Annotated in this window: 17 protein-coding genes; 12 read left to right on the forward strand and 5 right to left on the reverse strand. The window is 51.4% G+C overall.

What is annotated here, in order from left to right; genetic code table 11:
* Positions 1–35: 35 nt before the first annotated feature.
* Positions 36–386: a hypothetical protein gene (locus tag GS601_RS00070; protein ID WP_162421114.1), complete on the reverse strand. Its 351-nt coding sequence runs from the start codon at positions 384–386 to the stop codon at positions 36–38.
* Positions 387–742: 356 nt separating this feature from the next.
* On the opposite strand from GS601_RS00070, the gene GS601_RS00075 reads away from it, so the two are divergent.
* The 6 genes from GS601_RS00075 to GS601_RS00100 all read left to right on the forward strand — a co-directional run bounded on the left by GS601_RS00075 (position 743) and on the right by GS601_RS00100 (position 8,088).
* Entirely contained in the window at positions 743–1,255 is a 513-nt protein-coding gene (locus GS601_RS00075) for an adenine phosphoribosyltransferase (protein WP_162421115.1), read from the forward strand.
* 604 nt (positions 1,256–1,859) lie between these two features.
* Positions 1,860–2,960, forward strand: coding sequence for a PEP-CTERM sorting domain-containing protein (locus GS601_RS00080; protein WP_162421116.1), 1,101 nt, complete (start codon positions 1,860–1,862; stop codon positions 2,958–2,960).
* Positions 2,961–3,185: 225 nt separating this feature from the next.
* On the forward strand, positions 3,186–4,862 hold the full coding sequence (locus GS601_RS00085; protein ID WP_238392866.1) for a DUF2079 domain-containing protein: 1,677 nt from the start codon (positions 3,186–3,188) through the stop codon (positions 4,860–4,862).
* Positions 4,863–5,059: 197 nt separating this feature from the next.
* A complete protein-coding gene (locus GS601_RS00090) occupies positions 5,060–5,893 on the forward strand; it encodes a glycosyltransferase (RefSeq protein ID WP_162421117.1) in 834 nt (277 codons plus the stop codon).
* Positions 5,893–7,323, forward strand: coding sequence for a NupC/NupG family nucleoside CNT transporter (locus tag GS601_RS00095; protein ID WP_162421118.1), 1,431 nt, complete (start codon positions 5,893–5,895; stop codon positions 7,321–7,323). The genes GS601_RS00090 and GS601_RS00095 overlap by 1 nt, the downstream gene beginning before the upstream one ends.
* Positions 7,324–7,329: 6 nt before the next feature.
* Complete coding sequence (locus GS601_RS00100; RefSeq protein ID WP_162421119.1) at positions 7,330–8,088, forward strand: hypothetical protein; 759 nt, start codon at positions 7,330–7,332, stop codon at positions 8,086–8,088.
* Here GS601_RS00100 and GS601_RS00105 read toward each other — a convergent pair.
* Positions 8,059–9,273: a glycosyltransferase family 87 protein gene (locus GS601_RS00105; protein WP_162421120.1), complete on the reverse strand. Its 1,215-nt coding sequence runs from the start codon at positions 9,271–9,273 to the stop codon at positions 8,059–8,061. The genes GS601_RS00100 and GS601_RS00105 overlap by 30 nt on opposite strands.
* 256 nt (positions 9,274–9,529) lie before the next feature.
* On the opposite strand from GS601_RS00105, the gene ilvC reads away from it, so the two are divergent.
* The 4 genes from ilvC to GS601_RS22765 all read left to right on the forward strand — a co-directional run bounded on the left by ilvC (position 9,530) and on the right by GS601_RS22765 (position 13,286).
* Positions 9,530–10,528, forward strand: a complete 999-nt coding sequence (gene ilvC, locus GS601_RS00110; protein ID WP_162421121.1) for a ketol-acid reductoisomerase — start codon at positions 9,530–9,532, stop codon at positions 10,526–10,528.
* A gap of 421 nt (positions 10,529–10,949) precedes the next feature.
* A complete protein-coding gene (locus tag GS601_RS00115) occupies positions 10,950–11,414 on the forward strand; it encodes a CBS domain-containing protein (RefSeq protein ID WP_162421122.1) in 465 nt (154 codons plus the stop codon).
* A 55-nt stretch (positions 11,415–11,469) separates the two neighbouring features.
* Positions 11,470–12,120: a phycobilisome degradation protein NblB gene (nblB, locus tag GS601_RS00120; protein WP_162421123.1), complete on the forward strand. Its 651-nt coding sequence runs from the start codon at positions 11,470–11,472 to the stop codon at positions 12,118–12,120.
* 386 nt (positions 12,121–12,506) lie between these two features.
* A complete protein-coding gene (locus GS601_RS22765) occupies positions 12,507–13,286 on the forward strand; it encodes a PEP-CTERM sorting domain-containing protein (protein ID WP_202924757.1) in 780 nt (259 codons plus the stop codon).
* A gap of 189 nt (positions 13,287–13,475) precedes the next feature.
* Here the strand turns inward: GS601_RS22765 and GS601_RS00130 are convergent, their stop codons facing one another.
* Entirely contained in the window at positions 13,476–14,351 is an 876-nt protein-coding gene (locus GS601_RS00130; RefSeq protein WP_202924758.1) for an aldose epimerase family protein, read from the reverse strand.
* A gap of 9 nt (positions 14,352–14,360) precedes the next feature.
* A complete protein-coding gene (locus tag GS601_RS00135; protein ID WP_162421124.1) occupies positions 14,361–16,706 on the reverse strand; it encodes a CapA family protein in 2,346 nt (781 codons plus the stop codon).
* Between the two features lie 436 nt (positions 16,707–17,142).
* Here GS601_RS00135 and GS601_RS00140 point away from each other — a divergent pair, with 436 nt between their 5' ends.
* Positions 17,143–18,444 (forward strand): pentapeptide repeat-containing protein, encoded by a 1,302-nt coding sequence (locus tag GS601_RS00140; RefSeq protein WP_162421125.1) that lies wholly within the window; start codon positions 17,143–17,145, stop codon positions 18,442–18,444.
* Positions 18,445–18,458: 14 nt separating this feature from the next.
* On the opposite strand, the gene GS601_RS00145 is transcribed toward GS601_RS00140, so the two are convergent.
* On the reverse strand, positions 18,459–19,436 hold the full coding sequence (locus GS601_RS00145) for a Gfo/Idh/MocA family protein (RefSeq protein ID WP_162421126.1): 978 nt from the start codon (positions 19,434–19,436) through the stop codon (positions 18,459–18,461).
* A gap of 423 nt (positions 19,437–19,859) precedes the next feature.
* Here GS601_RS00145 and GS601_RS00150 point away from each other — a divergent pair, with 423 nt between their 5' ends.
* Positions 19,860–20,810, forward strand: coding sequence for a hypothetical protein (locus GS601_RS00150; protein WP_162421127.1), 951 nt, complete (start codon positions 19,860–19,862; stop codon positions 20,808–20,810).
* Positions 20,811–20,850 lie beyond the last annotated feature (40 nt).

A 20,850-nucleotide genomic window follows, 5' to 3' on the forward strand; every position in this document is an offset into this window, starting at 1 on the left:
ATGGTTCACTGGGTACGGGAGAATATGGGTCAATCTTAGCAACGAGCGATCGATGGCGGATCAAGAGGCTCGAACACGGAATTAGGATTTAGCCCGGTGATGTGTTGAAACTCGTCGGGGCTGAGCACGCTAGCAATGCCGGTCGCATCCCATTGCTGGAGCCGTTCGTGAATCTTCGTAAACAGAGCGGTTCCACGCGGCAGGGGAAGGGTTGCCCAGTGGTGAGCGATCGTATCAGCGATCGCGAGTTCGATCCAGGCAGCCGGGTAGCACTCTAACCAGGCATTTATAGTATGGTTGCAGAGTTCAACGTCAGATCCATCAAGCTGATAGCTGCTGACAATGTGCTTTACTCGTTGCCGTTTGAGGTGGTTTGCCAGAGTCATAACGATCCCTCGAAGCTTGGCGATGCAATGAGCAGTATTCACCCATTATTTATCGGATTTATTGGATTGATTCAGATTGATTATCCAATCAATTTGCTTAAATTGATTACACAATTTAATTACACTTTAATTACATCATGAAGGTAATTATGGAGTTAATTGAGGAGTTGATCAAACCACTGATCCATCAATTTATAACGTCTTATAAAACGCTCAATGCACTATATAGCTTATAACGCCAAGATCAAAACGCTTCAAAAATCAATCGCTTAATGCGGCAATTGGTGACGCCCTATCGTGACAAGAAAGCCAACTTATGGGATAACCCATCACGTACCCTTTGTTCTACTTTCCCAATGGATATAAAAGCGCTAATTCGCGAAATTCCCGATTTTCCGAAACCTGGAATTGTGTTTAAGGACATTACAACCCTGCTGCAAGATCCGGCAGGGTTGAAATACACGATCGATCTGCTGGCTGAAAAATGTGGAGCATTTGCTCCTGATTACATCGTTGGCATGGAGTCACGCGGCTTTATCTTTGGAACGCCTCTTGCCTATCGGATGGGGGCTGGGTTTATTCCTGTTCGCAAACCTGGCAAACTTCCGGCGGCGGTGCACTCGGTGGAGTATGAGTTGGAGTATGGAACCGATTGCTTGGAGATGCACAAAGATGCGTTTACAACGGGCTGCCGCATCTTGATTGTGGATGATTTGATCGCAACGGGAGGAACGGCAGGGGCAACGGCAAAATTAGTTCAAAATATTGGCTGTGAGTTGGTTGGATGTGCGTTTGTGATCGAGTTGACAGCCTTGAAAGGGCGGCAACGGTTGCCAGATGTGCCGATCGTGACGTTGGTTGAATATTAATTTGGTTGAATCCTAAATTGGTTGAACCTAAAATTAACCTCACTAGAGAGCGGATAGTGGTCTGTCAAGATTGAAATGATGGACTGGGAATCGATGAGTAGATGAGTGGATGAGTCGATGGGTAACATCTCCATCTGCCCCTCTACCCTCTCACCCCTCTACCCCTCCACTCAACGTTGACAATCTACTAGGTTAGGCAGCGATCGCACCTCCAATTCGGTTATGCTGCCAGATCTTACGCTTCCTCTAAATTTCGATTGCCTGTCAAAGCAGGGCGCAGCCCCAATTCATTAAGAAGCGTGTCGAAATCGTTACACTTGACGCAATGCCTACCCCAAAAATTACGCAAAACTCAAGGATTCATAACATCATAAAGCCCTGATAAAGCTCTTAAACATCCTCCGGATCAGCCTTACAGAGATCATCACCCTCCTTTCTTGGGGCAAGATAGCTCGAAATAGCTAGAAAAAATCAGTCTTGGCATAGTCCTAGCGATACAAGCCTTCCAAAAGGCTGATCCACCGTGCGGACGATGTGTAGCGTTCCATAAGATTTTTACACTGATCAGAAACAAAGGTATTTAGATTCTTGTCCTGAACTCCCTTTGTCAGGGTTAACACAAGCGGCAGTCGGTTTCCTGGTTCGCATCCCGAATGGTCTTTCTATAGAAGTTTTTGTAGCGTTTAGGTTAATGGTGCTAGAAGACATTCCCATTTCAAGAAAACTCGGAAAGCAGGCTAGCTCCCGTGGCTTTCAACTCTTTTCCTCTAGAAATGCCCGTTCTGAGCGGCAACGTCATCTCCCAGCGCTTGCCCTAAGTGCAACTGTGGGGTGGTTAGCCAGCACTCTCGGCGTTTCAGCGATCGCAGCTGATATGTCACTTGGAAACAGTGGTGTGCGATTTAATAAAGACACGACTTTGGAAACAAACTTTGTTGAGTCGCACGGGGCATATCAGTCTACGTTCGGAGTCATCAACCTCGATACGAACGAGAAGACGCCCCTTTTGATCGAAACTCAACCGGCGGATCAGCCCGCCAGTATTTTTAACCCGTCTACCAAGGTTAATAATGCTGGGCAACCGGTAGATTTTCTGGGAACTGCGGGGGGCGCTGTAGCCAATCCTTCAGCAACCTACACGTTTAAGGCAAATACGAACTACGTGTTCTATTTAGAGTCTGTTTACAATGGTCGTCCTACAGGCACAGTGTATTCTAGCGATGTGATGAACGCTGGACAAGAGCGCCAGGTGGCGTTTAGCGGAGATCCAGCGAATTTCTGCCAGGGCGAAGGCGTGTCTCTCGCCTGGGATGACACGGGTTCGAGTTTGGTGCGCGATCGTGAGCAGCAAGACCGGGACTTCGACGACTTTATTGTGCGGCTGCGAGATACAGCCTGCCCCATTGGTGGAGGTGACACGCCTGCTACGGCTGCCATTCCACCGGCAGAAAGCGTGGTGCCGCCGGTGGGTCAGTTGCCTCCTGGGGGCGCTCCGGTTGCAGCAGGAGGTTCTGCTGGGGGGTTGACGGTGCCGTTGGGCTTGTTGGGTGCAGGTGCGATCGCGGGGATTGCCGTCGCCGCTGGGGGTGGGGGTGATAACGACAGCGAGCCGATTCCGGAGCCGTTTACAATCATCGGTTCGGGAGCGGCGGTTGGCTTTGCTGCCCTCATGCGTCGCCGTGCTAGAGGTCGCAAGAAGAAGTAAGCGGAGACGCTGCCTTGTTTGAAACCCCTTCGTTGTATGGAGGGGTTTTTTAATGGCTCGTCAAATCCGAACCTCGACTTTTTTATGACATCGGACATCTAAGTGACGCATTGGGCAAGGAGAGTTGGTGCAGTTTTGTGCCAGTCAGACTAGCAAATTTCAGGCTTGCAAATTACGGTATAGTTGCTTACAACTCATCGCTGAAACCCTTCTTAAAACAGCTTCATGGCTACGCTGAAATTCCCGGCTGCTTTTAAGTTGTTGCTTCCTAAACCCGATCAGCTTGGTTTGAAACGGGCATTATGGCTGGCTGCAATTTTCTTTTGCGGTGTCTTGCTGCTTGCCTTGCATCGTTACTTTACGTTCTATGCGTCTTATGATCATGGGCTGTTTAATCAGCTTTTTTGGAATACATCCCATGGGCGTTGGTTTCAAAGTTCGCTCACGTCGGCTAACTCGATCGCAACCTTGGCAGACGGCGCAACACCAACGGTGTCATTTGTTCATCTGGGTCAGCACCTTGTTCTAGATTTTTTGCTGTGGCTGCCACTTTATCGGGTGTTTCCCCATCCTGTGACGCTGATTGTGCTGCAAGTTGGCTTGATGGCAGCCGGGGGACTCGTGCTGTACGGCTTGGCGCGGCACTATCTGGCACCACAATTGTCGCTGTGGATTGTGGGCAGCTATTACAGCGCGATCGCAGTAGTGAGTCCTACCCTTGCCAATTTTTATGAACATTGCCAGATTCCTCTATTTGCGTTTGGCACTTTGCTAGCTATGGAAAAGCAGCGCTGGGGCTGGTTTTGGCTGGGTGTGCTGTTGGTTTTGGGCATTCGAGAAGAAGCCGGAATTATTTTGTTTGGGATAGGTGCTTATCTGATTGTGAGCCGTCGTCATCCGAGAATTGGCGTTGCCGTCTGCGTGCTGAGCTTTAGCTATGTTGCATTTGTTACGACGGTGATCATGCCGAGTTTTTCGGCAGACAGTTCGCGGCTGTATTTGGCAACCCGCTTTGCCCAGTATGTTGATTCGCCCAATCCATCCACGTTGCAAGTCTTGTGGGGCATTTTGACCCATCCGGCAGAACTGGTGTCTAGCTTGTTTCTACCTTTCGATCGCAAAATTGGCTATCTGATTGGGCACTGGCTTCCCCTGGCTTTTGTGCCTGCCCTGTCGGGCGTGTCTTGGCTCGTGGCAGGGTTTCCGCTCTTGTCGCTGATGCTGCAAAAGGGCATGTCGGCACTCTCGATGCAACTGCGGTATGCGATCGCAGTGGTTCCGGGCATTTTCTACGGTGCGATCGTGTGGTGGTCACACCATCCAGACTACTTTACAGCCAAGGTGCGGAACGTTTGGAAGGGCTGTTTGATCGTGTCGTTTGTGGTGATTTTGACGAGTAATCCCAATCGCTCCCTGTCGTTTCTCATTCCCGACTCAGTGCGCCCCTGGGTGTTTGTGCCGATCACGCGCCAGTGGGAACATGCCACCCACCTCTACAGCGTGCTGAAGGCGATTCCCCAGGATGCTAGTGTTTCGGCGACAACCTACCTGATTCCTCACGTCTCGACGCGACGGGCAGTTGTGCGGCTGCCCCAGATCGAGATTTACGATGATCGGGGTGATAAAACGGCGGTCGATTATGCGATCGCAGATATCTGGCAGCTTGCTGAATATAGTAAAGCCTTTGCAGACAGCCGAACGGCACTTAGCCTGACGGTGCCAAAAATCGACAAACTCGTGGCTACGAATAAGTATGGGCTGCTGCACATTGAAGATGGCATCGTGTTGCTAGGTAAAAATCAGCCGTCTCATCCTGAAGCACTGACGCAGTGGGCGCTACTCCTCAAACGCATTGGGTGGCAAGCGGCGACAACCGCCGATCTAGCGCGATCGGCGGGCTGACGCTGCCTGGGTTTTTTCGGATTGTTTAATTTGTGGGTTTCAGCCAATGTGCGCTATGATAATTCGCTAAATTCCTGAAGCATAATCGCGGGAGAGAACCTGGTAGAGTGTCAACGTCGAGTCGCTGGGTTAACTACCCCCCTTCACCCTTGACACACCCCTAAACCCATTTCGTATCGCTTGAGTCAGTCTATGACGTGGCATCTATTCCCAAACCCACCGTGAATCGTCCCCCCTCCCACCCCGATTTTAGGTCGCTTCGTCCCCCTAGCCACTTGCCGGTCTCTGCCCGCTTTAGACCAACAGGGCAAGTCTCGGTGATTTTGCCCGTGTATAACAACCAAGCTTGCATTCAAAAAACCTTTGAGACGCTGCTGCCCTACATTGCCGAGCATCCCAACTACAGGTTTATTTTCGTGAACGATGGATCAAGCGATCGCACGAAAGACATTCTCGCAGCCGGTCTCTATGCCACAAAAGCACGGCAGATTGAACTGCTGTCTTACAGCCCTCGTGTGGGCAAAGGATACGCCATTCGACGCGGCATCGAATACACCGATGGCGATATCATCTGCTATTTAGATGGCGACCTGACCTACTCTTTGGCTCATTTGGATATCTTGGTAGAAAAGCTGCGATCGTATGATGTTGTGATCGGGTGTCGCAATTTGGCCAGGGGCAATGGCAAAGATCTGAAACTAGGTCAAAAAATCGCTAGAAGAGTCTTTAATTTGCTAGCTCATAAAATTCTAAACCTGAACTATAGAGATATGCAGGCAGGGTTACAGGGATTTCGCAAAGAGGCGGCTCAACATTTGTTTAGTACTCAAGAATTAACCGGCAGTTCGGTAGAAATTGAACTAATTTATCTGGCAAAAAAGTGGGGGTATATCATCGGCGAAATTCCTGCGAAGGTTTCGACCCAGCGTTCTCCCAACCGAGCACCGGCGAATTTGCTGCAAGATTTGAGCCGAATGCTGATAGATTTGCTAAAGATTCGATTGAACGATTGTATGGGTCTGTACCGCTAATGTCTTGGTTAAATCTGTTGTCATTTGCTGGCATCTTTGCCCTGTGTGGCATTGCTTGGCTGGGGTCAGAAAATCGCCGGATCATTCCCTGGAAGGTGATTTTGTGGGGAATTGGGCTACAGCTAGTCTTAGGACTGTTGATTTTTACGTTTCCCATAACTCGCACGCTGGTGAGCGCCATCAGTACTAGCGTCAACGCCATATTAGATGCCACCGAAGAAGGCGCACGATTTATTTTTGGTCCGTTGCTGGTTCCCAATCCCACAACTGCACCCGGCCCCATCTTAGTAGGGCGGTGGATTGCTCGTGCAGTGACCCCTCCCTACGTGCCCGTACCGGGCGATCGCTTGAGTCCAGAAAGCCTCAGTTTAGGGTATGTCTTTGCCTTTCGAGCGTTGCCCTCCGTCATTTTCTTCTCAGCGTTGATGTCGTTGCTCTATCACCTAAAGCTGATTCAGCCCGTGGTTCAGGCATTTGCCAAACTGTTTCGATGGGCAATGAACCTGAGCGGCGCAGAAGCACTGAGCGGTGCCACGAATATTTTTGTGGGAATTGAATCGGCACTGGTGGTGCGCCCGTTTTTAGCTGATATGACTCGTAGCGAACTCTGCGCCATTCTCACAGCCTGTTATGGCAGCATTGCTTCTACTGTGTTAGCGCTGTATGCCGGACTGTTGCGCCCAACGTTTCCAAATATTACGGGTCACTTGGTGTCGGCGTCTATTATGGCGATTCCGGCGTGTTTCGTGATGTCTAAATTATTGGTTCCTGAAACAGAAGTGCCGAAGACCTTGGGCAAGTTGCCAGACGAACCCGATGAGAGAGAAGCAAAATCGGCTGAAACCATCAATGCGATGGAAAGTGTGATCATCGGAGCCATGGAAGGGGTAAAGTTGGCAATCGCGATCGCGGCGCTCTTGATCGCCATTCTGGGGCTGATCGCTCTGGTCAATCTATTTTTCGGCAATCTGGCGTCTCTGGCAGACAGCAACAGTTTGATTTTGCGGCGAATAGGTCTGATTTTTCAGGTGGTGACGCTGCAAAACATTATGGGAGCGCTGTTTGTGCCGCTCACCTTTCTAACTGGCGTATCGCGAGATTGGAACGAGCTTTGGCAAGCGTCGATGCTGATTGGCGGTCGCTTTCTCACGACTGAAGTGCCGTCGTATCAGCGCCTTGGGGAGTTGGCAAGCCAGGGTATAATTAGCGATCGCGGCTTGCTGGTCGTCAGCTATGCCCTCTGTGGTTTTGCTCATTTACCTGCCGTGGGTATCTTTGTCGGCGGCTTTGCAACGTTGATTCCGTCTCGCCGCAAAGACTTGAGCGAACTAGGCTGGAAGGCGCTATGGGCAGCGACATTAGCCACGTTGATGATTGGCTGCGTGGCAGGCGTATTTTATTTTGGCAATCAATCGGTATTAAGAGGGTAAGACGCAATGAAGTCAAGACGCAATGGGTGGATTGGGTTAGCCGTGGGGGCGTTGATTGCGCTGCTGTTTCTGACAAGTCGCCCTGCTCTCATCATGGCTCAAGCGCCCTCGCCCTCGCCTAGTGGGTCGGTGGGCGTTCCGGTTGATCCGATTCCGGTTGATCCAAGCCTGCCCAACCCCCGCCCTCCAATTCCGTCTCCTTCGCCCTCTGTGTCTCCATCGCCGTCGGGTTCGCCGACGATCGCGCCTGCTCCGATCGCACCGGGCGGCTTTCCATCGGTACCGGTGCCGGCTGCGCCAACTGCGCCACCCCTGCCTGTGGGCGGAGAATACTTAGATCCGGGGGGGCAGTTTAAGGTGGGCATTCTCAGAGATTTTAAGGTGAGTCCGTTGGCGGGTTCGGTGCTGATCGAGTCACCCGATGGCAACATCGCCTACACGGTGCAGGTGCAGCCTCAGTCTCAGTTGGGCGTGGCAGGCGTGGTGTTGTCTAATGAGGCGCTGGTCACGGTGGTGCAGAATGCCTTTAAGCAAGGCGAAGGGTTTGCAACAGGAGAGGTGCGGTCGATCGCGGGGGGAGTGCAACTCGACTGGACTGGCAACCTCACGATCGCGGGGCAAACTCAACCTGTAGGAGGAGTAATTTTGTCGCGGCAGGTTCCAGAAGGCGTGCTGTTGTTGTTGATTGCCGCTACCGAAGCAGGCGGCGATCGCGTGTTGGGGGCGGCGTCTGCTCTAGTGGATGGCTTCCAATCGCTGCAATAGCCGCGCTCTAGAGTGGGGAATAGCAAAGGCTAAGGTGATGGCATAAGCAAGCATTCCGTTACTGTTTGTGAACGGTGGAACAAATAGAGGAAGCACTAAAATAAATTTACCGAGAGGATTGGCTTTACCAAACAAATAAACAAACAAAGGAATATACCAAACGAGTCCCATAATCCAAGTTTGGGGATTGAACAGATGAATGCTATTAACAATTGAGAAAAACTGGTGTTCGAGAGACGCTCGACGGAGGTAGTACAGTAATAGCGCCACTGCGATCGCGCCCACCATCATCGACGCAACAGGGCTGTGGCGCAAAAACGGATTCATGTAGCCATTTACAAAATCATGGGTCACGCGCAGTCCCCGATTTTCAACCGACAGAACAACTCGATTGACGGTGCCTTGCCCATGGGTGCTGATCGGCGTGGGGCTAGTAAGCGCACCAAACACTTTAGGTAAGATACGCTGCACATAATGACCGTAGACCGACCCATTAAAATAAGCCAGGGGCGCTAGAAAAAACGCGCTGATAAACCCGAAGGCATAGGCAACCAGTTTGTATTCTCGCTTGATCAAAAAGTAAATCAGCGCAATGCCTGGGAAGAGCTTGATGCAAAACGAGAGCGCCAGTAGAAATGCAGGAATCAACCGTTGCCCAGAGCGTCTGTGGATTAGAAATCCTAACGTTGTGATGTAGCAAACAAAAATATCAATTTGCCCCCGCTCAAACGAGGCAATTACAGGAAAACTAGCCATAACAAACAGCAGAGACTCGCCCTGAATGGCAAACTTACTATGCTTAACCAATTCAAATAAAAGCAGCCATAACACTACTAAAGTGATCACGCTATAGATCGTTTTTGCAGTCACATACGGCAATAGGGCTAGAGGCGCAAATAGCAACGCTGCAAACGGTGGATAAATAAATCCTGAACCTGGCGACGTTTCTGCATTGACTGGAGTATAAAATTCGGGATATTGATGGACATGATTTAGGTAAGGATCTAATCCATACAAAATCGATTTACCTGCAAGATAATAGGGTCGAAAATCGATTTGATAAGATTCTAAAACGAGATAAACAATCAGCGCAGAAGGCAAGAGATAAATAAAATATTCGCCTAGAAAGCGCCGTAGAGGAGGCGTTGGGCGTTGGGCATGGGGCGTAGGAAGCGGGGAGGACATGGGTAAGCGAGATAAGTTAAGTTCCAGGATTGGTGTAGCTAATGGGTAGCTCATGGTCAACCAGCGAACCCTACTTTACAGTACAGATTTACAACCGTACAAATATGCAGGATGGTAGCAAACTCGACTTTGGCCCTCTGTCTTTCGATTGACCACTCCATCTCGATTAACAACTAATGACAATTTCCCAATCCGTCCCCTCCGTCTGATACCATTAGGGGTTCTGACATTACTTGACGCGCTGGAAGGAGACCCTATGGCTCGGATGTACTATGACGCTGATGCCAACTTAGATTTGCTGGCTGGAAAAACGATCGCAATTATCGGATACGGCTCTCAAGGGCACGCCCATGCCCTTAACCTCAGAGATAGCGGCATAAACGTCATTGTAGGACTGTATCCGGGCAGCAAGTCTGCGCCTAAAGCGAAAGATGCAGGTTTGACGGTTCACAGCGTGGCAGACGCCACAAAAGCCGCTGACTTTATCATGATTTTGCTGCCGGATGAAGCGCAGCGATCGGTCTACACCAAAGAGATTGAGCCAAATTTATCAGCCGGAAATGTGCTGGCATTTGCTCATGGCTTTAATATCAATTACGCCCAGATCGTGCCCCCCGCAGAGGTCGATGTGGTGATGGTGGCTCCTAAAGGACCGGGACATCTCGTGCGTCGGACTTATGAGCAAGGGCAAGGCGTACCCGCGCTGTTTGCCGTGTATCAAGATGCGTCTGGGCAAGCCCGCGATCGCGCCATGGCCTATGCAAAAGGGATCGGCGGCACACGGGGCGGCGTGCTCGAAACGACCTTTCGGGAAGAAACTGAAACCGATTTGTTTGGCGAACAAGTGGTGCTGTGCGGCGGGTTAAGTGCGCTGATCAAAGCGGGATTTGAAACTTTGGTTGAAGCGGGCTATCAGCCTGAGTTGGCATACTTTGAATGTTTGCACGAAGTCAAGCTGATCGTCGATCTGATCGTCGAGGGGGGGTTAGCGACCATGCGCGACAGTATCTCTAACACGGCAGAGTATGGCGACCTTACGCGCGGCCCTCGGATCGTCACCGACGACACCCGCGCCGAGATGCGGAAGATTTTGAGCGAGATTCAGACGGGGCAGTTTGCCCGTGAGTTTGTGCTAGAAAATCAATCGGGTAAAGCTGGGTTCACGGCAATGCGTCGTCAGGAAGCTGAACACCCGATCGAAGCGGTGGGTAAAGATCTGCGATCGATGTTTAGCTGGCTCAAGAAAGCATCGTAGACTACCCTATGGGTTTTAAATGCGTGTTGACTCGCTTTGAATCTTCTTCAGGGCGAGTCAATTTTGTGTCTTAAAGCCGTTCTCATACCAAATTGATTTTTCATCCTCGACCCTCCTAACTAAGGCGGGGTTGGGGGAGGTCGCACGTCTGTAGCATTTACAGATTAATTTGGTATCACTTGCTTAAGCCACCCACCCATGCACCCATCTACCCATTCCACCTACGACTGTGGTTTTCCATCTGAAAATCGCTGTAAGGTTGCGTTTTCTGCGATTTGGTAGACCGGGCACGATTTGATCTGCTTGCGCCCCCTTTGCCGCCCATCCATCACTTGTTTGTTACATCCTATGAATTCGAGGGAGATTGACTGCCGCAATGTCTTCATAATGATCTTGAAGACCTTTAAGCAACACCAAGCATATGGCGAAAACCGTTGCAGATGTGATGACGTGTGATCCAATTACCGTAAAGCCCGAAACTCCATTGGCTGAGGTAATCAAAACGATCGCAGAAAAACGAATTAGTGGGCTTCCGGTGCTCGATGAAGCGGGTAAATTAGTCGGCATCATTTCTGAAACCGATCTGATGTGGCGTGAAACCAACGTTACTCCCCCCGCTTACATCATGGTGCTAGATAGTGTAATTTATCTCGAAAATCCGGGGCGATATGAGAAAGACCTCCACAAAGCTCTTGGTCAAACCGTTGGAGAAGTAATGTCTGACCATCCCATCACGATCGCCCCCGAACAACCCCTGTCTGAGGCGGCAAAGCTGATGCACGATCGCAGCGTAAATCGGCTTCCTGTGGTCAATTCTTCCAGTGCTCTCGTCGGCATTTTGACCCGGGGCGATATCGTACGGGCAATGGCAGCCGAGCAAGATTAGAGCATGGAAACTCAGAAAACCAATCGAGCAGTAAGACCACAAGATTTAAATCAGCATGACTACACCAGATGCCGTTAAAGAACTTTTAGAATCCAATAATTTTGGCGATCGCTTGCGGGGGGTCAATCACTTGAGACAACTTGACCCAGCGATCGCTTACGAACTGATCAAACCTTCGGTGATCGACGAAAACGTACGGGTGCGCTATGCGGCAATTAGTCAGCTAGCCTCTCTCGGTGGGCAAAATCTCTCAGAGTCGCTGACCATGCTGAAGTCAGCCCTCCATGACCCCGAACCCGATGTCCAAGCGGCGGCTGCCGATTCGATCGGGGGCTTGCACCTCACCGAAGCCTACGAAGACCTCAAGCAACTCTATCAGAAAACCACAGAATGGCTCGTCCGCTTTAGTATTGTGGCGGCGTTGGGAGAACTCGGCGAGGCGCGGGGCTATGACTTGTTAGCCGAGGCACTCACCTCAGACAGCGATCTGGTGGTGACGGCTGCGATCGGGTCGCTCGGCGAACTGGGCGACGATCGCGCCGTGCCTCTGCTCGTTAGCTATGCCTCTCATCCAGATTGGCAGATTCGCTATCGTGTTGCTCAAGCCTTAGGGCACTTTCAAACGCCAGAGGCAAAAGCAGCCCTAGAACATCTCGCCCACGACGACACAGAACAAGTGGCAGAGTTAGCCAAATCTGCCCTGTAAAAAACTGTCCGGATTTCAGAACATTGGTTGGAATATAAGTAACATCGTCAGCGTCCGTATTTATACAGACTCCGGCGATGTTTTTTACTGATGAATCCGTTTTTCTACAGTTTTCCAACAGCTAGTAATTTAAGTTACTTAAGATCTACGTATAGTCTGTTAGCTCAAGCTCCTTTTTAGTCAGCTAGAATACCTAAAACATATGAATAGCGCTCTAAAGTTAAAGATTGAGTAAAAAGAAATACGGAAGTTGCTCAAAAAGTTGTATCAGTAATAACCTTTAGATACGTAGCTAGCAGCTTTTCTCCCTAGCCTGACAGTGCCCCCCTGCTCAACGCCCGTGCCCCCAATCCTCCGCACATTGTTAAGCATTCTTACTCAATCCCATGATTCAATCCAAGCGTTTTTCTCTTGCCTGCGTTTTAGGTTGTGCCAGTAGCCTTGCCTTGTCTATAGCGCCCGCTCAGGCTGCATCGTTTACGGCAGATGATGTCGTCAGCCAGTGTTTTTCGCCTAGCACAAGCAGCTTTGGACCGCACACCTGCGCCAATGTGAACGGCTTTTTCACCCTCACCGCCAGCACAAATCCCATCGATCCAACTAGTGATAACGTTCTCACTCAGAAGAAAGTCGGGGGCATTACCGGAATCGGCGTTGCTCAAAGCGGATTGTCAGCCATTAACCAAGATCCAGCTAGCGGCGAAATTAGCTCTAACGAGACGCTGCAAGTGCTGTTCAAAAAAGCGGCGACCTTATCGCAACTGCAACTGAGCTTCTTATATCCACCTAACACCCCAGAGAACCCCGCCTATGGTGATCTCGTTTTTGAGGCGGCGATCATCACCGCAGAAGGCAGTGCCCTAAATGGCATTCTCACGGTGACGGGCAAAGACTCTGCAAACTGGAGCGGAGCCGACGGCACGGTTGAAAACTTGCGGGTTTCTTCGCTGGGCAGCGCAGGCTTGTACGCTATCTACAACCCCTTCGGTGGCAACCGCATCGCCGGATTCAATCTGACGGCTTTAGCTGGCGCAAATACAGGGGGAGGCTATTCAGACTTCTCACTCCGATCGGTGTCTGTTCCTGAACCTGCGACCTTAGCAGGGTTGGGACTGGTGGGTCTGTTAGCAGCATCTCGCCGCCGGAGCGCAAAGCAAGCTAATTGAACCGGGTGAATCAACTGTTGTCGAGCTAACTCTACATGGGCGATGCGATCGCACTCCACATTTTCCATCGATCGGCGTGATCGGTTGGAATGGGTTGAGCGATCGCATCTTTTTTTGAAACTTGGTGTTTGGATTTGCTCTAAAGCCCCCTGACCAAAAACCGCAAATCGGGATTGCGCCAGCCCGACCTTAGATAAAATCGACCGTTAGGGCAACCTCAGTCTCTAAGCTGGCGTTGGGGTCTAAATACAGTAAGCGATCGCTCGTATTTAACGCATTTCGAGGGGCGCTCCAGGGTTCTAGGCAGTAAAAATCTTTTCCCTTCACCGTCCAGAAAACTAACGATGGAAAAGCACTGCCGTAGGTTAACGTGATGCGAGTATGACGGCTTAAATCAGAAACACTTGCCACTTGGCGAGAGAGGTGCGGAAAGATCCAATCGATTTCGGCATCGTTAAAATCAAACGTGTTGAAAAACGACTGGGGCTGCTTTGTAATTTGATCAATGGCTTCATTCGAGGGAATCTCAAAGCGTAGCTGACCTTTGTCAGGCGCGAGAAAGTATGGGTGAAACCCAATAGAGAAAGGCATCCGTTCGGAGGAGCGATTGGTATAGCGCTGATGCAGCGTCAGCGTTTGCCCGTGCAATGCGTAGGTAAACTCCAACAAAAAGTCAAACGGGTAGACTTCACGAGTTTGGGCATTGCTCGACAGCCCAATCGTCAAACTCACGCGATCGTCAGTCTGCTGATCTAGCACTTCCCAGGGCAACTCCCGCGCAAAGCCATGCTGTTTTAACGAGTAAGACTGCCCATTGTAGGTGTAGGTGTTATCGGGTAAGTTGCCGCAAATCGGAAACAAAATTGGAATGCCCCCCCGCACCGACATACTGGGATTGGTAAACCGCTCGGTATCCATGTAGAGCAACTCCCGCCCCTGAACCTGCCAACTGGCAATAATGCCCCCTCGCTCTGGGACAACTTCTAACCGAGACGGGGTTTCTCGGTTGTTTAGAACATAAATGTCGTATAGCTGTCGGCGGCGATCGATGGAAAACACAGGCATTCTGAGTAATTAGGGATTTTGAGCAATTTCAACATCAGACGGAACCTCAGCATAGCGGCGCTTTCCTGGCTCTAAGCTACGAGGGGAGCGAGTGGGGGGCGGCGTCAGGGTTGGCGCAGAGCCTGACTCCACCGCATCAGCACCTCCGGGCAAATCAGAAGCAGGCTCACCATAGGTCGGCTCTGGCTGCTGCGGAACCATGGGCGCGGGAGAATGGGAATCTGCCCCAGCATCCGGATTGGAAATAAAGGGATTGTCTACCGAGGGTTCGGGAGTCGCGCTAGGCAATGGGGAAGTTGGGATAGCATCAGCAGGGGCAGAAAACTCAGATGGGCTATCCGTCGGATTGGAGTCTAACGCTTCGGGAGTTGAGGAGGGTTGAGTTTCGGCAGGGTTGGCACTGGGGAAGGTGTCAAGACTCGATGGAGATGCAGAAGAACCAGACGGAGACGATTGGGCGTCGGGGGAGATGGGCGTGCCTGATTCACGATCAATAAATGGGGTGGGTGTGGTAGAGTCTATCGGTTGCTCAAGGGTTGGCTGGTCAAAAGTCGGCTCAGGCTGTTCTTCAGTCGGCACATCTTGAGTTTCGGTGGGGCTACTGGGGGCAGCATCGGTAGGAGTTGCATGGGGCGCTGCGGTAGGCAGGCGTGGATCGCTCGGAGGCTCGGCGGGTTGAGACAAAATCGTGTTAGCGCGCGCATCGAGAACCATGGGCGATCGCAGGGGCTGAGCAAACATGTCAGAGACATTCTCAACCTGATGCAAAATCTCTTGGGCGCGATCGCCACTTACCACTCTGGGTTGGAGTCCTTTCACCTCGACGGGCAAAAGCTCAACTTTCATTTGCTGATCTTTAACGCCAACCTTGAGAACGGCGGTGTCATAGTCTGTTGAGGCATTTTCGCCAAAAATAAAGTTGCCGAGTGAGTAGACGATCGGGCGTCCTTTGTAAATTTCTGCGCCCTGGAGCAGGTGAGAATGGTGCCCCACGACGACATCTGCGCCTTGATCGATCGTGGTATGGGCTAACTCAATCTGCCAGTCTGCTGGATATTTTGCCAAATTTTTGCCCCAGTGATAATTGACAATGATCCAGTCTACTTGGGGACGAATCGCTTGAATGTCTGCTGCAACGCGATAAGCTTTGCCAAGCTCGGAACCATCATGTTGAGGGGCATCTTCTACGCTTGCTTTAGCCTCATCTGCCTGCAAGTCTGCCTCAGAGTAGCCCAGATACGCGATGCGCTGCCCCTTCACATCCACAATTTTCAGGCGATTGCCCGCGTTAGCAGTCGTTCCTGGGACTTGTCCTGCACTGACCTGCCCTGCACCCACATAATGAATGCCTGCTTTATCTAGCGTGGTCAGCGTTTCCTCTAACCCTGCGGCAGAAGGATCTGCGGTAGGGTCTGCGGTGCGGCGATCGCTCACATTGACAATATCAACGCCGCCACTATTCAAAACCTCTACCGTGGCTGGGTCGGCTCCATCAGGCTCGGCTGACGTAGTAAACGGCGCGCCTAAATTTACCATAGCGACGTCCGCTTGGCGGTACTCATCCATCGCTGAAAACGCCCACTGATGATCGTCTTTCACCAAGTCAGCATAGCCCTTTGTGAGCGCAACATCGCCACCAAACAGGAGCGTAACGTTCTCTTCTGGAGACGCTGGGTTGCCGTCTAGCTGAGTGATGGGCACTGACTCGCTCTCAGCTTGAACGCCCTGCCTTGCTGCGATCGTGACGGTATCGGGGCGAGAAGCAGTGATCGAGGCAGAAGCGGTTGTCTGGTCTGTGGGAGCGTCAGCGTAACCGAGCCAACATCCGACAATAAAAGCGGCGGCAGTGGTGCCCGTAAGCAGGAGCGATCGCAGCGCTCGAAACTGCACGTTCTGGAGCGTGATTTTCTGAATGCGAGTCCGCAGGGCAGTGAAATCTCCGGAGTGAAAATCTTGAGTCTGAGAAAGGCGTTCGGTTGGCTGTTGCCTAGCGAGTTTGGCGCGTCTAGCAGGCGACACGACCCGCACCGGTTGACGCCACAAAACGCTGGGCTTGTGGATCGGTCGAGCGGCAATCTGCACCCCCTCAATCACATCTGAATTGAGTTGCCACAGGTGGCGACAGACAAATCGCACCAAGCTTTTGCGAAATGCTGGAGATTTGGCATCAAGGTGAGGCAGAGGACGAAACTCAACGACCACTTGCAGGTGTCCTGCTTGCTTAGCCGCCCCAACTTGGGCGCGCAGGTTGTGAGGCATCAGAAACACATTGAGCCAATACGCGATCGCTCGGAAGTTGCCTGACCTCGCCAACTCTACAACAGAGGACTGATCCTGATGGACGGCGTAACTCATACCTTGAAACTCCACACACAACCCATTTCACTAAAGCTACAGAATATTAATACTCTAAATTCACTGGTTTGGATAAGATTTTAGAAATTTGAGAGGAGGTTTGTCATCAAGAAGACATATTAAGGACATTGGTTTGAAGGATGCAAACGATACCTTAGGGGTAGACGTTGAGCACTTAACCGTAATATGAACCAAACCCATGTCATGAGGGCGATCCTGCTTTTAGTTGGATTGTATGGACTGTACCTCATAAAGTCGGCGGTTGGAATTAATTTATCTGACAAATATACGGCGTGGAATTTTCTAAAATATCCCGTTCAGTCATTTATCTACAAATAACTAATATTTTACAGCTAGCAAAGCCGATGCGGAGGCAAACGAGCGGGTACGATAGAGCATAGCCCATTGAACCCCTTCTGCCTGACTCTAACTGCCTATGTCTGTTGACCCCAATGCTTCTAATGCGGCTCAGAATGCGGCTCAAAATGGCAACCGCCCCGCTGAGGCAGAAGACTATCCGGTGGTGGCGTCTCCTCCATCCCTCCAGGCGCAGCGCAGCGCCCGTCGCCCAACTCCGACTAGCGCAACTCCGAGCGAATCGGTGGTTGGTCAGGTTACCCACCTCTCTGCCGCCCCTTCCCAAGCAGCCGTGTCGCTGATTATTTTGATCGCGACCGGAATCATTATTTTGGGGCTGGCGATCAATCAATTTTGGCTGATTTTAGCGGGTTCTATCGTGGCGATCGTGCTCTCGGTTCGCTTGCTGGTTCCCACGTTAAAGCCATTTTTTCTGGATTTTATGTCCGAACAAGATCGCTCTGTGCTGATCGGAGCGATCGGAGCCATAGCGGCGGTGGCTGGGGGGTTGAAACTGCTGCGGGTGGATCGAGGGCTTGCCCAGCTATACACCCAACTCAATTGGGATGCGATCGGGGCATTGGGCGAAGTGTTTGGGGCACTCGGACAGATTTTGATCGCGGTTCTCGCGGTTTACGTGGCGTGGCGGCAGTATGTCATCTCGAAAGATCTGACCATTCAGCAAAATTTGATTACCCAACAGCAGACGATCGATACCTACTTTCAGGGCGTATCGGATCTGGTGTTGGATGAAGACGGCTTGCTCGAAGACTGGCCCCAAGAACGCGCGATCGCAGAAGGACGAACGGCAGCCATTCTCAGCAGCGTAGATGGTGCCGGTAAAGCAAAGATTATTCGGTTTTTGTCGAGTGCCAAGTTACTCACGCCGCTCAGACGAGATCAGCGCTTGGGACGGGCAATGCTAGACGGGTTTGGGGGCTATGCTGAAGATCGCAGCCATGGCGTGCGCGTGATTGATTTGGGCGTCATGTTGGCAGGGGCAGATCTCTCCGGAACGGATCTGCGCTGGACAGATTTGAGCGATGCCAACCTCATTCGGGCAACCCTGCGCCAATGCGACTTAGTAAAAACCAACTTTGCCCGCACCATCTTAGTTAATGCCACTCTTCAAGGATCAGACCTGACCGGAACGCGCTTCTTTTACGGCAATAAAGAAATGGCATCTCCGCGCAGCCGCACCGAACGCCCAAATTACAAGACTGGCGTGCACACCGGAGCCGTAATTGAAGGGGTAGATTTTACGGAAGTCCAAGAGTTATCAGAAAACCAACGGTACTACTGCTGTGCGTGGTGTGGGTCTAGAAGCCGGGCGACGATTCCTGGAGGATGTGATGGGATTCCCAATAAATTAGGGCGTTAGGAAGAACGGGGCGGTTAGGGATCAACGGGTTCTGCTCGCCCGGTTGAGGTCGATCGTTGGGCAGCATTGGCAACCTTGAGGGTATATACGCTTTGGGCAGGCGTTACATACAACGGCGCACCAGTGACTAAGTGATCGATCACCGCTGCCGTATCTTGGGCAAACAAGCCCCGCCGACTGCCAACCGCGATCGCACAGTCTCCTTCGGCATTCACCAACCGCCCCGCATCCCCATCAAACACCAACGACCCGCGATCGCCCTGCACTTCAAGTTTGCGTTCGGCTGTCCACACCGTTTCGCCCTTGGCATACACCACATCCGCCAATAGTCCGCTTTTAAATTGCAGTTGCGCTTTACTCATACAGCCGGTATAAAACGACTCAGACTCGTGCCAATAGCGATGTTGACAGCTAACCGTTTCTACCGCTCCGAAACCATGAATCAGGCGATGCAGCCGCGAGAGCGCTCCTGCTAGGGGAAACCCAAATAGCTGGGTGTGATACGTCCATTTGCGCGGGGCAGGATGTTGAGGAGTAACGGTGCTATAGCGGGCATAAAACGGCGTTCCCACCTGGGGCAGGGCTTGAATGAATGCCTGGTGAACGCCGCCAAGCAATTCAATATGCTCGACATGCAGCAAGCGATTTTGCTGTCTGGCAAGGGCAAGGAGGGCTTCTCCTTCGGGGGCATGGAGCGAGAGCGGATATTCGACCACTACGTGTTTGTGTGCGTCTAAAGCGGCACGGGCGATCGCACCATGGTGAGCATTGAGGGTCGAAATCACCACGAGATCAACGCGATCGCAGCCGACCAAATCTTGCCACGCTGGGAAGACTTGCGTTTGGTGAGTGTTGCCAAAGTCGCTGGTTTTCTCTGGCGTATGTCCGGCAACACCAATTAGCTCGGTGCGATCGTCAGCATTGAATGTTTCTGCCCGAAGCTTGGCAGCAAAGCCTGTTCCCACAATGCCTACTCGGATTGGTTGTGACATTTCTTTCTAGCTTAAAGTTCCTGCATCCATCTCCTGCACCAGTCTACAGGGCACAATTGGCTTCGCCAAGCTCGGTGCGATCGCGCCATAAGAACCTTACCCTTTAACCTGGCGATGATTCTTGCTCTCATGACAGATTGAACATTTAGCGACAAATTAAACGGGGCGAACCCCACAATAGCCGTTATCTTGCCTAAAATAACGTCAACTCTAAGTTGGCTTGATGACCAGATTACCCGTTCACCCATGACAGAACTTACGCTGTTAAAGACCTTGACCCTAGAGAATCCATCCCCAGATTCTCGACTGCTTCTTAAATCCAGAGTCAGACCTCTGAAGGGAGGAACGAGTCATCTAGGATTGCTATAGAGCGTTCAGTTCACCTTATCGTTTCAGTTCTATCGTTAAAGAGCAGCGATCATCATGTTGAATTCAAGCCCGATGAGCGTTGGCAACGTCGTTAGCGCCGGATTTCGCCTCTACAGGTCTCGGCTCAAGGCTTACCTGGGCATCTCGACTAGAGCCACGCTTTGGGCAATGCTGCCGTGGGCGCTGCTGATCCCCTTGCTTGTGGTTGCCTTTGTGCCGTTTGCCCTCAGCCAAGGGGAAAACCCCACATCGCTAATTTTATTGCTGCTGATCTTTCCATGGGTTGCCCTAGCGATTTACTGCGGAGCGCGATCGAGCTTAAATTCTGCCCTGATCGCTCGCCTTGCCTACGGCGAACTGAGCGGACAGCCCGAAGATAGCAGAACGGCATTCCGGCAGATCAGACCCCGCATGTGGAATTTGCTGCTGGTTCACATTGCGGTGGGTATGGTGATGTTTGGCATCAACTTCGGATTGTCGATCGCACAGCAATTTTTGATTATCTTGCCCGCGATCGCGTTTAGAGATGCCCCAGCGATCGCAGGTATTTTTGCAGTCGTGGCATATCTTGGCACTCTGGTGGTGTACTTCTGGTTTTGGGCGCACTTCTACATTCCAGAAGTTGCGATCGCCATGGAAGGAGACACAAACGCCTTTGACATGGTTGGGCGAAGTTGGAACATCTCCAAAGGGTCAGCCAATCGAATTTTGCTGATCCTCTCAGTTGCCGCGCTGATTACCTTTCCGTTATACGGCTTGGTCGCTATTCCTGTCTTACCGGCGCTGGTTGGCACTGCCAGCTTGATTCAGGTGGGGGATGTTTCGGCAATCGGATGGTTTTTAATAGCGATCGGGGTTGGAATTTTGCTGTTGTTACTGGTTAATCTATTTACCCTGCCGTTTTGGCAAACCCTGAAAGCCGTTGTTTACTACGATCTGCGTACCCGTCGAGAAGGCGTTGATCTAAAATTTCGGAACTCTATTACTGATGAACCCCGCGACTAGTGGTCTGTCAAGATTGAAATGAGGGGCTGGGAATCGATGA

Source organism: Myxacorys almedinensis A (assembly GCF_010091945.1).
GTDB classification, from domain to species: Bacteria; Cyanobacteriota; Cyanobacteriia; order Leptolyngbyales; family Leptolyngbyaceae; genus Myxacorys; species Myxacorys almedinensis.

Excerpts from the sequence above, each read along its gene's own strand:
- GS601_RS00145 (WP_162421126.1), bottom strand. The coding sequence starts at position 19,436 with ATGTCACAACCAATCCGAGTAGGCATTGTGGGAACAGGCTTTGCTGCC.
- GS601_RS00105 (WP_162421120.1), bottom strand. The coding sequence starts at position 9,273 with ATGTCCTCCCCGCTTCCTACGCCCCATGCCCAACGCCCAACGCCTCCT.
- GS601_RS00150 (WP_162421127.1), top strand. The coding sequence starts at position 19,860 with ATGTTGAATTCAAGCCCGATGAGCGTTGGCAACGTCGTTAGCGCCGGA.
- GS601_RS00100 (WP_162421119.1), top strand. The coding sequence starts at position 7,330 with ATGAAGTCAAGACGCAATGGGTGGATTGGGTTAGCCGTGGGGGCGTTG.
- GS601_RS00130 (WP_202924758.1), bottom strand. The coding sequence starts at position 14,351 with ATGCCTGTGTTTTCCATCGATCGCCGCCGACAGCTATACGACATTTAT.
- GS601_RS00070 (WP_162421114.1), bottom strand. The coding sequence starts at position 386 with ATGACTCTGGCAAACCACCTCAAACGGCAACGAGTAAAGCACATTGTC.
- GS601_RS00095 (WP_162421118.1), top strand. The coding sequence starts at position 5,893 with ATGTCTTGGTTAAATCTGTTGTCATTTGCTGGCATCTTTGCCCTGTGT.
- GS601_RS00115 (WP_162421122.1), top strand. The coding sequence starts at position 10,950 with ATGGCGAAAACCGTTGCAGATGTGATGACGTGTGATCCAATTACCGTA.
- GS601_RS00085 (WP_238392866.1), top strand. The coding sequence starts at position 3,186 with ATGGCTACGCTGAAATTCCCGGCTGCTTTTAAGTTGTTGCTTCCTAAA.
- GS601_RS00075 (WP_162421115.1), top strand. The coding sequence starts at position 743 with ATGGATATAAAAGCGCTAATTCGCGAAATTCCCGATTTTCCGAAACCT.
- nblB (WP_162421123.1), top strand. The coding sequence starts at position 11,470 with ATGACTACACCAGATGCCGTTAAAGAACTTTTAGAATCCAATAATTTT.
- GS601_RS00140 (WP_162421125.1), top strand. The coding sequence starts at position 17,143 with ATGTCTGTTGACCCCAATGCTTCTAATGCGGCTCAGAATGCGGCTCAA.
- GS601_RS00135 (WP_162421124.1), bottom strand. The coding sequence starts at position 16,706 with ATGAGTTACGCCGTCCATCAGGATCAGTCCTCTGTTGTAGAGTTGGCG.
- GS601_RS22765 (WP_202924757.1), top strand. The coding sequence starts at position 12,507 with ATGATTCAATCCAAGCGTTTTTCTCTTGCCTGCGTTTTAGGTTGTGCC.
- ilvC (WP_162421121.1), top strand. The coding sequence starts at position 9,530 with ATGGCTCGGATGTACTATGACGCTGATGCCAACTTAGATTTGCTGGCT.